13 protein-coding genes are annotated in these 12,735 nt (G+C 66.7%); 6 read left to right on the forward strand and 7 right to left on the reverse strand.

Features of this window, described 5'->3' with window-relative positions:
* Positions 1 to 70 precede the first annotated feature (70 nt).
* The gene (locus tag ORI27_RS15205) at positions 71 to 343 is read left to right on the forward strand and encodes a 2Fe-2S iron-sulfur cluster-binding protein (protein ID WP_265997655.1); all 273 of its coding nucleotides are present in this window, start codon (positions 71 to 73) and stop codon (positions 341 to 343) included.
* Here the strand turns inward: ORI27_RS15205 and ORI27_RS15210 are convergent.
* Genes ORI27_RS15210 through ORI27_RS15225 form a run of 4 tightly spaced genes read right to left on the reverse strand, consistent with a single transcriptional unit; the run spans position 331 to position 4,299 of the window.
* Positions 331 to 1,368, reverse strand: coding sequence for a CaiB/BaiF CoA transferase family protein (locus ORI27_RS15210; RefSeq protein WP_265997653.1), 1,038 nt, complete (start codon positions 1,366 to 1,368; stop codon positions 331 to 333). The two genes, ORI27_RS15205 and ORI27_RS15210, sit on opposite strands and share 13 nt — an antisense overlap.
* Entirely contained in the window at positions 1,365 to 2,321 is a 957-nt protein-coding gene (locus ORI27_RS15215) for an LLM class F420-dependent oxidoreductase (RefSeq protein ID WP_265997652.1), read from the reverse strand. Before ORI27_RS15215 ends, ORI27_RS15210 begins: the two co-directional genes overlap by 4 nt.
* Positions 2,321 to 2,722, reverse strand: coding sequence for a cobalamin B12-binding domain-containing protein (locus tag ORI27_RS15220; protein WP_265997651.1), 402 nt, complete (start codon positions 2,720 to 2,722; stop codon positions 2,321 to 2,323). Before ORI27_RS15220 ends, ORI27_RS15215 begins: the two co-directional genes overlap by 1 nt.
* Positions 2,722 to 4,299, reverse strand: coding sequence for a methylmalonyl-CoA mutase family protein (locus ORI27_RS15225; RefSeq protein ID WP_265997650.1), 1,578 nt, complete (start codon positions 4,297 to 4,299; stop codon positions 2,722 to 2,724). The genes ORI27_RS15220 and ORI27_RS15225 overlap by 1 nt, the downstream gene beginning before the upstream one ends.
* A gap of 114 nt (positions 4,300 to 4,413) precedes the next feature.
* Here ORI27_RS15225 and ORI27_RS15230 point away from each other — a divergent pair, with 114 nt between their 5' ends.
* The gene (locus ORI27_RS15230) at positions 4,414 to 6,375 is read left to right on the forward strand and encodes an acetoacetate--CoA ligase (protein ID WP_407666313.1); all 1,962 of its coding nucleotides are present in this window, start codon (positions 4,414 to 4,416) and stop codon (positions 6,373 to 6,375) included.
* Here the strand turns inward: ORI27_RS15230 and ORI27_RS15235 are convergent.
* Positions 6,372 to 6,656 (reverse strand): DUF1330 domain-containing protein, encoded by a 285-nt coding sequence (locus ORI27_RS15235; RefSeq protein ID WP_265997648.1) that lies wholly within the window; start codon positions 6,654 to 6,656, stop codon positions 6,372 to 6,374. The genes ORI27_RS15230 and ORI27_RS15235 overlap by 4 nt on opposite strands.
* A 74-nt stretch (positions 6,657 to 6,730) precedes the next feature.
* Between ORI27_RS15235 and ORI27_RS15240 the strand changes: the two genes are divergently transcribed.
* Positions 6,731 to 8,215, forward strand: a complete 1,485-nt coding sequence (locus ORI27_RS15240; RefSeq protein ID WP_265997647.1) for an aldehyde dehydrogenase family protein — start codon at positions 6,731 to 6,733, stop codon at positions 8,213 to 8,215.
* 55 nt (positions 8,216 to 8,270) lie between these two features.
* Here ORI27_RS15240 and ORI27_RS15245 read toward each other — a convergent pair whose 3' ends face one another.
* Both ORI27_RS15245 and ORI27_RS15250 read right to left on the reverse strand, forming a co-directional pair.
* Positions 8,271 to 9,455 (reverse strand): alpha-hydroxy acid oxidase, encoded by a 1,185-nt coding sequence (locus tag ORI27_RS15245; RefSeq protein ID WP_265997646.1) that lies wholly within the window; start codon positions 9,453 to 9,455, stop codon positions 8,271 to 8,273.
* Positions 9,452 to 10,369 (reverse strand): cyclase family protein, encoded by a 918-nt coding sequence (locus ORI27_RS15250; protein WP_265997645.1) that lies wholly within the window; start codon positions 10,367 to 10,369, stop codon positions 9,452 to 9,454. The genes ORI27_RS15245 and ORI27_RS15250 overlap by 4 nt, the downstream gene beginning before the upstream one ends.
* 47 nt (positions 10,370 to 10,416) lie before the next feature.
* On the opposite strand from ORI27_RS15250, the gene ORI27_RS15255 reads away from it, so the two are divergent.
* The 3 genes from ORI27_RS15255 to ORI27_RS15265 are packed head-to-tail and all read left to right on the forward strand — an operon-like array spanning position 10,417 to position 12,726.
* On the forward strand, positions 10,417 to 11,661 hold the full coding sequence (locus tag ORI27_RS15255; protein ID WP_265997644.1) for a cytochrome P450: 1,245 nt from the start codon (positions 10,417 to 10,419) through the stop codon (positions 11,659 to 11,661).
* 20 nt (positions 11,662 to 11,681) lie between these two features.
* Entirely contained in the window at positions 11,682 to 11,942 is a 261-nt protein-coding gene (locus ORI27_RS15260; RefSeq protein WP_265997643.1) for a hypothetical protein, read from the forward strand.
* A gap of 1 nt (position 11,943) precedes the next feature.
* A complete protein-coding gene (locus ORI27_RS15265; protein WP_265997642.1) occupies positions 11,944 to 12,726 on the forward strand; it encodes an SDR family oxidoreductase in 783 nt (260 codons plus the stop codon).
* Positions 12,727 to 12,735 lie beyond the last annotated feature (9 nt).

The raw sequence follows: 12,735 nt of genomic DNA on the forward strand, positions 1-12,735 counted from the left end.
TATCGCCAGCAGAGAACTGTATTCTCGTCTGGGTAGAATGATAGTGCTCAGAACGCGAGGAGAGAAGTAGATGGCCACGGCGACCATCACGCTGGACGGTAAGACGGTGACGGTGCCGGTCAACGACGGCGACACGATCCTGGAGACCGCCCGCCGGGCCGGCCTGACCCCGCCCTACAGCTGCGAGGCGGGCAACTGCGGCACATGCATTGCGACGGTCACCGAAGGCAACGTCAAGATGCGGGTCAACGAGGTGCTCGACGACAGCGAGATCGACGAAGGGCTCGTGCTCACCTGCCAGGGCATGCCCGAGACGGATGTGACCGTCAGCTACGACGACTGAAACTCGTCCAGTTCCGGCGGCGGCAGGTACTCGGGCTGATACCCCAGCACCCGCACCGGGCTGCCGACCAGATGGAAATCCCCGGCCGTGACGGTGACCTCCGGGGTCGCCTCGATAGCCTCGGGAAGCGATCGCACGGCGGCGGCCGGAATGCCCAGCGGGCGCAACCGGGCCTCCCACCCCGTGGCGGTGTCCTCGGCCAGCGCTTTGGTCACCACGGCGAGGACCTCATCGCGACGTTCGGCGCGCTCGGCCATCGTCGGAAAACCCTCGATGCCGGCCTCGGCGGCGAATGCGTTCCAGAAACCGTCGTGGGTGACGAACAGCGCCAGGTACCCGTCCGCCGTCGGAAATAGTTGGGCGGGAACGTAGAACGAGTGCGCGCCAAAGGGATACCGGCGTGGGCGCACACCGTCGTTGAGGTATGCCGAGGCACGGTAATTCAGTTGGGAGAACATCACGTCGCGCAGCGACACGTCCACCTGCCCACCCTGGCCGGAGACGATCATCGCGAGAAGTCCCAGTGCAGCGGTCAACCCGGTGGAGTTGTCGGCCGACGAGTAGCCGGGCAAGGTCGGCGGACCGTCGGGATCGCCGGTCATCGCCGCCACCCCGGTCGCCGCCTGGATCACGTAGTCGAAAGCTGGGTCGTCCCCGCCGTCGAGTCCGTAGCCGGTCAGCGCGACGCACACGATCTTCTCGTTGTGTCGACGCAGTGCGTCGTAGGTGAGCCCGAAGCGACGGATCACCGAGGGCTTCATGTTGACCAGCAGCGCATCGGATTCCGCGGCCAGCTCAGCCAGCCGCTGTTGTCCGGCTTCGGACCCCAGGTCCAGGCACACGCTGCGCTTGTTGCGGTTGAGACTGGCGAAATAGCTCGTCCCCACCTGGCGGGAGATCTCCCCGCCGGGTGGCTCGATCTTGATCACCTGCGCACCGAGGTCGGCCAGCAGCATGGTGGCATACGGGCCGGCCAGCATGGTGCCGACCTCGAGAATGCGGACGCCGGCGAGCGGCCCCTTCATCGAACTTCGGTGGCGAGCTGTGAAATCACCTCGCGCGTACGGTATTTCGATGCCACCAATTCGTCGCGCGTCTCCCCGATCGGCAGCAGCCGCACCGAGAGATCGGTCACGCCGGCATCGGCGAACGCGCGGAACCGCTTGAGGATCGACTCTTCATCGCCGGCCGCACAGAGGTCACCGACATCGCGGGCGTCACCCCGATCCAGCAGTCGCTGATAGTTGGGCGACGTCTCGGCCTCGGCCAGAATGCGGTTGGCCCGGTCCTTGGCGGTAGCGATCTCGGAATTCGCGCAGAGGGTGACCGGGATACCGGCGACGATGCGCGGCGCGAGCTTGCCGGCGTCGGCGGCGGCCTTATTGATCTTGGGAGCGATGTGCTCGCCGATGGCCTTCTCGTCGGCCATCCAGAGCGTGGTGCCGTCCGCATGCTCACCCGCGATCTGCAGCATCACCGGGCCCAACGCAGCCACCAGCACCGGCATCTTCGTCTCGGCGCCGAGCGCGGTCGGGTTGTGGACAGTGAAGCTGTCGTTCTCGACGTCCACCGGCCCAGGCCCCGAGATCGCCGCATTGAGCACCTCGAGGTAGTCGCGGGTGTAGGCGGCAGGTTTGTCGTAGGGCAGGCCCAGCATGTCGCGGATGATCCAGTGGTGCGACGGGCCGACGCCCAGCGCCAGCCGCCCGTTCGAGATGGCATGCACCGAAAGCGCCTGGCGGGCAAGTGCAATGGGATGCTGCGGCTGCAACGGAACCACGGCCGTGCCGAGTTCGATGCGGGTGCTGTGCGACGCCATCAACGCGACCATGCTCAGCAGATCAAAATCGTCGGGCACCTGCGGCATCCACGCGGTCGACAGTCCCGCGGAGTCGGCCCACTCGATGTCAGCGATCAGCTTCTTCACCTTGCGGGTCATGTCGCCGCGCTCGGCACCGATCATCACGCCAAGACGCATTACTCGACCACCTGTCCCGAGGTCAGTGCCCGGACGTCACGGACTAGGGTTTCCAGCGATGTTCCGGTCGGAAACACTGCGGCTGCACCGGCTTCCATCAGTTTGGGTACGTCACTGAGCGGAATCGTGCCCCCGACGATGACCGCGATGTCACCCGCGTCGGCGGCGCGCAGCGCGTCGACGGTGCGCTGCGTGAGGGCCAGGTGCGCACCCGACAGGATGGAGAGTCCGACCACGGCGACGTCTTCCTGAAGAGCGATCGACACGATGTCCTCGACGCGTTGCCGGATTCCGGTGTAGATCACCTCGAATCCGGCATCGCGTAGCGCGCGGGCCACAATCTTGGCGCCCCGGTCGTGCCCGTCCAGACCGGGTTTGGCAACCAGGATGCGAGCGCTCATCAGAAGACCACCGGCTGCTGGAACTCGCCCCAGACCGACTTCAGCGTGGACACCATCTCCCCCACGGTGCAGTAGGCATTGGCGCAGTCGATCAGCTTGTGCATCAGGTTGTCCTCGCCCTCGGCGGCTGTGGACAGCGCAGCAAGAGCTTCCTTCACCGCGACCCCGTCGCGGTCGGCCTTGACCTTGGCCAGCCGTTGCAGTTGCTTGTCGCGGCCCTCGGCATCCAGTTCATAGGTCGCCAGGTCCGGCGCGGGCTCATCGACAACAAACTTGTTCACACCCACCACCGGACGCTCACCGGATTCGACCTCCTGATGAATCTTGAAGGCCTCATCAGCGATCAGACCCTGCAGATAGCCGTCCTCGATACAGCGCACCATGCCGCCGTGGGCTTCCAGATCCGCCATGATCTCGATGATGCGCTCCTCGGTCGCATCGGTGAGCGCCTCGACGAAGTACGAGCCGCCGAGCGGATCGGCCACCCGGGCGACCCCGGTCTCATAGGCCAGGATCTGCTGGGTGCGCAGCGCCAGCGTCGCCGACTCCTCGCTGGGCAGCGCGAACGGCTCGTCCCAGGCCGCGGTGAACATCGACTGAACGCCGCCCAGTACCGAGGCCAGCGCCTCGTAAGCCACCCGGACCAGATTGTTCTGCGCCTGCGGGGCGTACAACGACGCACCACCAGACACACAGCCGAACCGGAACATCGAGGCCTTGTCGGTCTGCGCGCCGTAGCGCTCCCGCACAATCGTCGCCCACCGACGCCGTCCGGCACGGTATTTGGCGATCTCCTCGAAGAAGTCACCGTGGGTATAGAAGAAGAACGAGATCTGCGGGGCGAACTTGTCGATGCTCATCCGGCCGCGTTCGACGACGGTGTCGCAATAGGTGACACCGTCGGCAAGGGTGAACGCCATCTCCTGCACGGCGTTGGCGCCCGCATCGCGGAAATGCGCCCCGGCGACCGAGATCGCGTTGAACCGCGGCACCTCGGCCGCGCAGAACTCGATGGTGTCGGCGATCAGCCGCAACGAGGGCTCCGGCGGCCAGATCCAGGTACCACGCGACGCGTACTCCTTGAGGATGTCGTTCTGAATCGTGCCGGTCAACTTCTCCCGCGGCACACCCTTCTTCTCCGCAGCCGCGACGTAGAAGGCCAGCAGAATCGCGGCTGTGCCGTTGATCGTGAAACTCGTGCTGATCGCATCCAACGGGATCCCGTCGAACAAAATCTCCGCATCAGCCAAAGTGTCCACCGCGACACCGACCCGTCCCACCTCCTCCCCATACTCAGGATCATCAGAGTCATAACCACACTGAGTCGGCAGATCCAGCGCCACCGACAGCCCGGTACCGCCCTGCTCGAGCAGATAGCGATAGCGGCTGTTCGACTCCTCGGCGGTCCCGAAACCGGAATACTGACGGAAAGTCCACAACCGACCGCGGTAACCACTCGAGAAGTTGCCCCGGGTGAACGGAAAAGCACCCGGAGCGGGAGGATCACCACTACGGTCAGCCGGCCCATACACCGGCTGCAGTGGGATTCCCGACGACGTTTGGAATTGGTGGTCCATCGCTGGATACCGTACTTGCAGTTTTGGAGAATGCCAATACCGCTTTGAGCAAGCCGTGTGCAGAATCGGGTGAAACCGGAGGTAGACGCACTCGGGGCGCGGTGGGGCGGCACAATGACATGCGTCCGAAGGCGGACCGACGAGAGGAACACAGTGCCGGGCACGCAACCCCAGTGGAAACAGTTCGCCGCCACCACGGCCGCGCAGCATGAAGCGCCGTCGGGCGGCTACGCCGAGCTGTGGCAGTGGTCGGTCGATCACCCGGCCCGGTTCTGGCGGGCGCTGTGGGAACACTTCGGCGTGGTAGCAGAGGTCGATCCCGCTCCGGGCGAGGCGGGCGTGCTCGCCGACGCGTCGATGCCGGGCGCGAACTGGTTCCCCGGCGTCCGGCTGAACTACGTCGACCAGATCCTGCGGCACACGGACCGCACCGGAGCGGCCATCGTCGGGATCGGCGAGGACGGCACCCGAACCGAGATCGGCTGGGCGGAACTCGGTGGGCGGATCGGCGCGGTTGCCGCTGAACTGCGCCGACTCGGCGTGCAGACCGGTGACTGCGTGGCCGGATATCTCCCCGATGTCGCCGACGCCATGGTCGCGTTCCTGGCGACGGCGTCGATCGGTGCGGTGTGGTCGGCGTGCGGGCAGGACTACGCGCCCCAGGGTGCGGCGTCGCGGCTGGCCCAACTGGAGCCCAAGGTGCTGTTCAGCGCCGACGGCTACCAATTGGGCGGACGCTGGTTCGACAAACGCGCCGACACCAAGGAATTGCTGGACCTGCTGCCCGATGAACCCCATCTGCTGGTGCTGGACGGCGAGCGCTACCGCCACCTGATCGCCCGGCCGGCCGCCCCGGAGGTCACCGTGGTCGCCTTCGATCACCCGCTGTGGGTGCTGTTCAGCTCCGGCACCACCGGCAAACCGAAGGGCATCGTGCACGGGCACGGCGGTGTCATCCTGGAACACCTCAAAGCGGCTGCCCTGCACGGCAATCTGGGGCCCGACGACGTTTTCTTCTGGCAGACCGCACTGAGCTGGATGATGTGGAACTTCCGGATCGCCGGCCTGATGTGCGGCTCGACGGTGGTGTGCTACAGCGGCCACCCGCTCTATCCCGATGCCGACCGGCTCTGGCAGCTACTCGAGGACGAGAAGGTGACGTACTTCGGCACCAGCCCCGGCCACCTGCTGGCCTCGCGCAAAGCCGGGCTGCATCCGGGCGCCTCCCATGACCTGCATCGGCTGGCCACCATCGGCAGCACCGGTTCCCCACTGCCGGCCGACCTCTTCGACTGGGTGCGCGAGGAGGTCGCCGAGCATGTCGCCGTCTCCTCGATCAGCGGCGGAACCGACGTGGTGACCGCGTTCGCCGGCGGCACGGCCGGGGTGCCGGTGGTACCCGGTGAGCTCACCACCCGCTATCTGGGGGTGGCGCTGCATAGCTGGTCGCCGCACCGTGAACCGCTCGTCGGCGAAGTGGGCGAGATGGTCATCACCGCTCCCATGCCGTCCATGCCGGTGAGTTTCTGGAACGACGAGGACGGGTCCCGTTATCGCGCCGCGTATTTCGATCACCACTGGGCTGACGGTCCGGCACCGCACGTGTGGCGGCACGGCGACTGGGTCACCGTGACCGACCGGGGCTCGCTGGTGATCCACGGACGCAGCGACGCCACCCTCAACCGGCACGGCATCCGGATGGGCTCGGCCGACATCTACGAAGTGGTCGAGGCGATCGACGCGGTCACCGAGGGGTTCGTCCTCGGCATCGACGGCCCCGACGGCGCCTACTGGATGCCGCTGTTCGTCACGCTCGCGCCGGGCCGGGAGCTCGACGACGAGCTGGTCGGGACGATCCGCTCGGCGATCCGGACCAAACTCTCACCCCGCCACGTCCCCGACGAGATCATCTGCGCGCCGGGGATACCGCACACCCGCACCGGCAAGAAGCTCGAGGTGCCGGTGACGGCGATCATGGCCGGCCATACCGACGTGTCGCTGGACCCCCGCTCGATCGACAACCCGGACCTCATCGACTGGTATCGCGAACAGGGCGCCAACCACAGCTGGGGCTAAAACCCCGACAGAATTACCGCGTTGGTGTCGGCCGCGGCGTGGCGCAGCGCTCGCGCCTTGCCGTAAGCCTCCGAGTCGTACCAGGCCTGAGCGGCCTCGACCGACTCGAACTCCAGCACGACGGTCTGATGGCCGTGCCAGTTGCCTTCGAGCACTTGCGGTTTGGCGTCCACGGCGAGGACCTTGACGCCGCCCATCGCCGCGCCGGCAGCCTCGCCGTAGGCCTTCATCCCCTCGGGGTCATGAATTTCCTCTGTCAAGATGACATACCCCTTGGCCATGCGGTTCCTCTCGTGTGAGAATCAGGTTCTCGTATTTCGAGTGACAGATTTCCACGGCAACAGGGGTAAATGCAATGACCAATGTCGACGCTGACACGGGTGTGCTGGCCGGCGAGCAGCGGATGCTCATCGATGGGGAGCTTCGTTTCACCGACTCTGGGGCGGCGTTCGACGTCGTCCATCCCGCCTCCGAGGAAGTGGTCGGCCAGGCCACCGACGGCACCGTCACCGACATCGAGCGGGCGACGGCCGCGGCGCGGCGGGCGTTCGACACCACCGACTGGTCCCGCGACCTCGAGTTCCGCTACCACTGCCTGGGCCAGCTGCACGAGGCGCTGACCGCCGAGCAGGAACGGCTGCGGCGCATCGTCATCACCGAGGTCGGGTGCCCGGTCTCGGTCAGCGGCTCCCAGATCGAGAGCCCGATCGCCGAGGTCCGGCACTGGGCCGAGCACGGCCGCAACTTCGATTACCTGGTCGACACCGGGATCCACGAAACCCAGCTCGGCCCGGCGCGCCGCAAGATCCAATACGACCCGGTCGGTGTCGTCGGCGCGATCACGCCGTGGAACGTCCCGTTCTACCTCAATATCGCCGAGACGGTCCCCGCGCTGATGGCCGGCAACACCGTGGTACTCAAGCCGGCGCAACTCACCCCGTGGTCGGGCACCGAACTCGGCCGGATTGTCGCCGAGAAGACCGACATCCCTGCCGGTGTATTCAATGTCGTCACCTCCAACGCCAACGAGGTCGGCGCGGCCCTGTCGGCCGACCCGCGGGTGGACATGATCACTTTCACCGGCTCCACCGCGACCGGCCGGGCGATCTTGGCCGCCGCCGCACCGACAGTGAAGAAGACCTTGCTCGAGCTCGGCGGCAAGTCGACCCACATCGTTTGCGACGACGCCGATTTCAATACCTGCCTGCCGATGGCAGCGATGTTCGCCTGCGTCATGTCCGGCCAGAGTTGCATCTTGTCGAGCCGACTGCTGTTACCGCGCAGCCGCTATGCCGAAGGCATCGAGATGCTCAAGACCATGATGGAGAATTTCCCGGTCGGCGACCCGTGGACTCCCGGCATCATGCAGGGGCCCCAGATCAGTGCCGCCCAGCGCGAGAAGACGCTGGGCCTGATCCAGTCCGGCATCGCCGACGGCGCCACCCTCGTCACCGGGGGCGGCATTCCGGAGAACCTGCCGACCGGCTACTACGTGCAGCCGACCCTGCTGTCCGACGTCGACCCCACGTCGGAGATCGCCCAGACCGAGATCTTCGGGCCGGTGATCACCGTGACCCCGTACGACACTGACGACGAGGCCATCGCGATCGCCAACAACACCATCTACGGACTCTCCGGCGATGTCACCAGCGGCGATGACGAACGCGCGCTGAATATCGCCCTTCGCCTGCGTACCGGCAGCGTCACCACCAACGGCCATTCCTTCTTCGGTATCACCAGCCCGTTCGGCGGCACCAAGCAGAGCGGGCTGGGGCACCGCAACGGTGACGAGGGCTACCGGGAGTACCTCAACATGAAGACGATCGGCGTGCGGCCCTAGCCGCCTGCGATTTCGGCGCGTTTTCGTTCGCTCAGCGGCGGTTTTCGCGCCGAAATCACAAGAAAACGTGGTCGCGGTTCAGGTCCCGCACGGTCGCGACACCCATCAACAGCAGCGTCTGTCTGATCTCGGCCCCCAGGATGTCCAGGACGGCACCGACCCCGGCGGAACCGGCGACAGCGAGGCCGTAGAGGAAGGGCCGCCCGATCATCACCGCGTCGGCACCCAGCGCCAGCGCGGTGACAACGTCAGTGCCGCAACGGATTCCTCCGTCGAGCAGTACCGTCGCCCGGTCTCCGACCGCGTCGGCGATAGCCGGCAGCGCGTCCAGTGATGCGGTGGCGGCATTGAGCTGACGCCCACCGTGATTGGAGACGACCACGCCGGTGGCGCCCACCTCATCGACCGCACGGACCGCGTCGGCGGGATCGAGAATGCCCTTGACCAGGAACGGACCATCCCAGCTGTCCCGCAAGGACGCCACATCGCGCCAGCTGATGTCCGGACGGATCTGCCTGCTGTGCAGGGCCACCGATTCCACGGCCCCGGCCGCGCCGCGGGTGTCGGTGATGCTGCGCATCGTCATCCGGCGGTATCGCAACAGCCCGTACCACCATCGCGGCCGGATCGCCGCGTCGGCGATCCGGCGCGGGGTGAGGATCGGCGGATGACCCATGCCGGTGCGTCGCTCGCCGATTCGGTTGCCCTGCGCCGGAACATCGACGGTGACGACCGCCGTCCGATAGCCGGCGTCGCGCGCCCGGTCGAGCATCGAATCCATGAACGACGAACCCGGCACGACCCGGTCACCCCACGGGTAGAGCTGGAACCAGTGATCGGCTTCGGTCCCCGCGGCCACTTCCTCGATCGAATACGACGACGCTGTGCTCAGGATCAACCGGGTTCCGGCACGCTCCGCCGCGCGGGCGGCGCCGAGTTCCCCGGACCAGTGCGCGAGGCCCGCCAGCCCGGTGGGCGCCAGCACCACCGGCATAGCCAGCCGCTCGCCATTGAGCGTCGCCGACGCATCTACTCCCGCATTGCCAGCCAGAACACGTTGCCGCAAAGCCCATTTCGAGAATGCATCCCGGTTGGCCCGCACGGTCCGTTCGTCCTCGGCACCGCCGTCGAGGTAGGCCCACACCATCTTGGGTAACGCACGCAGCGCCGCCTGCCGGTAGTCCTCGACACAGACCAGCGGTTGCCTGGTTCGGAGCCGATACTGGAAAGCCGGACTCATTTGATCGCGATCGGCGTGGTCGGCGACCCGACGGCGTTGCTGATGTGCAGCGGGGGCGCGACGAACAGAAAACTCCACCGCCCGTCGGCGACGCAGTCCTCAGCCAGGGCCTCGAGGTCGAGGATTTCGGCCAGCGGCATCCCCATGTCGCGGATCAGCACACAGTGCAACGGCATGATCGCTCCGGCGATCCCACTGGGCATGACCTCGACCCCCCAATTGTCGGAACCGACCGCGGCCACCCCGCGCCGGTGCAGCCAGCCAGCACAGTCCAGATCCAGGCCCGGCTCCCCGGCCATCCAGCCGTCGCGCCCCTCGGCCAGAAAGCGATTCCGCCAACCGGTCCGGACCAGGAGGAAATCGGCCTCCCCCACGGTGACGCCCTGAGCCCGTTCGGCGTCCTCCAGATCCGCCGAGGTGATCGGCGTTCCGGACTGGAGCCAGTCGACGCCGTGCAGCCTGGCGATATCGAGCAGCACACCGCGACCGACGATCCGGTCGGTCATCGCATCGACGGCCAGCCGGCGCGCCCCGAAGCGGGTGCTGACATCGTCGACGGAATAGCCGTTGTACAACTTGCCGTCATAGCCGATGTGGGACAGGCCATCCCATTGGGTGCCCGACTGCAGGGGCATGATGATCCAGTCGTCGGACACCTGCAGCCCGTGCGGATCCCAGTCCTGCGGTTGCATCGACATCAGGTGCACCGGGTTGAGCCGGCCACCGAGTCCGCTCTGCGGACCGTCCTTGCCGACCGCGATGCTGAGCTGGAAGACCCGACCGCTCGCGACCTCGGCGGCGGCAGCCCGCACGTGGTGCGGACCGATCAGGTTCAGGGTGCCGAGCTGGTCGTCGGGACCCCACCGGCCCCAGTTGGACAGTTCGGCGCCGAGGTCCTTGAAGTCAGCAGTCACGCGTTACAGAATTGCACAATGTTGTCAATGCAGGGACCATCTGCCCGATGACCGCGCTCAGCCCCCCGCTGCTCGCGTTCGACACCTCCGACCCGGCTTTCGTCCGGCTGCCGTGGGCGCGCTACGAGGAGATCCGGGCCCGCGGCGGGGTCGTTTTCAACGAGCGGGTGAACCGCTGGATGGTCAGCGACTTCGCGCCGGCCAAGATGATCCTCACCGATACCGAACGGTTCGGGTCGGAGAAGGGGCAAGCCGAGCAGGCGGGCGTCTTCGGCGGGCCCACCATGGAGTTCTACGACGGCCCGCACCACGACCGGATCCGGGCGATCTGGTCGCACGACTTCCGGGCCAAGGACCTGGCCGGCTTGCGACCGATGATCGCCGACATCATCGGCCGTCGTCTCGAGCCGGTGCTGGCGCGACTGCGCGACGGCGACACGGTCGAGATCGTCTCCGAGCTGACCCGCGGCATCCCCACCGAGGTGATCGCACGCATGCTCGGCATCGAGGCGACGATGGTCGACCAGTTCTCGGCATGGAGCGATGCCATGGGCGCCTCCGCGGAGGGGTACACGAATCCCGGGCAACGTGGCCAGGATCTGATCGCCGCCGGACAGCGGGCGACCGCCGAACTCAACGCCTACCTGCGCGAGGAAATAACCCGGCTCCGGCATTCCGCGGCGGACGAGCCGGGTTTGATCGCGGCGATGGTTCGCCACCAGTACGCACGCAACCACATGACCGAGCAGGAAGTGGTCGCCGGCAACACCCAACTGGTATTCGCCGGCAACGAGACGACCGCCAAACTGCTCGCCCAGATCGTCGTGACACTGGGTGAGGATCCCGAGCAGCGCCGAGCCGTGCGCGAGGACCGATCGCTGATTGCCGCAGCGGTCGAGGAAGTGCACCGATACGAAACGATCACCCACTCGGTGTTCCGCGATGTGATCGCCGATGACGTCACCGTGGCCGGGGTCGCCATCCCGGCCGGCGCGCGCATCACGTTGCTTCTGGGTGCGGCCAACCGCGATCCCAGCCGGTGGGAGCACGCCGATCAATTCGACGTATCCCGCCCCAAACTGTCCCACCTCGGCTTCGCCTTCGGATTGCACAGCTGCCTGGGCATGAACCTCGCCCGTTTGGAAGCCCAGATCTTCCTCGAGCAGCTCCTCGACGCACTGCCGGACTGGCAGGTCCAAGCACCCGTCGACTTCGGCACCAACTACGCCGTGCGCGGACCCACGGCCGTGCGTGTCTCGGCATCGGCGAGCAGAGCGTCTACATTCGACTGAGAAGGTTCTGGAGGCGCACCATGATCAAGCTCGAACTGCCCTACCTCACCGTGACGCTCGACGACCGGTTCCGCAACCGCATCGCGCGCACCGGTGAACGGCTGCGCGTCACGCTCACCGCGTACCTGCGCAACGCCGCCGACGACCTCGACGGCCTGGGCCGCAAGGCCACATCGGCATGTCAGACGGCCGCTGTGCGGGTCGACACGGCGATGGCCGCGGCCAACGACCGCATCGCGGCCGAGCCGGCGGTCGGAACGCCGAAGCTGAAGGTCGTGTGACGTGAGTGGTCCTGGCGTCTTCATCACCGGAGCCGCTGCGGGTATCGGCCGGGCCACCGCCCTGAACTTCGCCCGCCAGGGCTATCGCGTCGGCGCCTACGACGTCGACCTCGATGGACTGGGTGTGCTGCGCGACGAGATCAGCGAGCGCGGCGGCGACGTGACGATCGGCGCGCTCGATGTCACCGACGCCGCCGCCTGGTCCGCACGGCTGCGCGAATTCACCGGCGCGGCAGGAAAACTCGACATCCTGGTGAACAACGCCGGCGTACTGACTGCCGGCGCGTTCTCCGACGTCCCGCTGCCGGTACACCGCCAGATGATCGACATCAACTTCTACGGTGCGCTGGCAGGACTGCACGCGGCGTTCCCCTACCTGCGCGATACCGCACACGCACAGGTCGTCAACATGTGCTCGGCCTCGGCGCTCTACGGTCAACCGGAGCTCGCCACCTACTCGGCCACCAAGTTCGCACTTCGCGCGTTGACGGAGGCGCTCGAACTGGAATGGCGGCGCTACGACATCAGAGTCCTGGCGATGTGGCCGCTGTTCGTCAAGACCGCCATGACCGATGGAGTGGAGACCGGCAGCACCAAGTCGCTGGGTGTCAACCTTTCACCCGAGGACGTGGCCGCCGCCGTTTACGCGGCCACCCACCGCCGCCGTCGGCTGACCAAGGTGCACTACCCCGTCGGCCGCCAAACCAGCGTGCTCGCCGCTATGTCACAGGTGAGCCCCAACTGGATGCAGCGGTTGATAACGAAGGTCCTGACGCGGACGTAGCCGCAGAAA

It is taken from the genome of Mycobacterium pinniadriaticum, from assembly GCF_026242045.1.
Classification (GTDB): Bacteria; Actinomycetota; Actinomycetes; order Mycobacteriales; family Mycobacteriaceae; genus Mycobacterium; species Mycobacterium pinniadriaticum.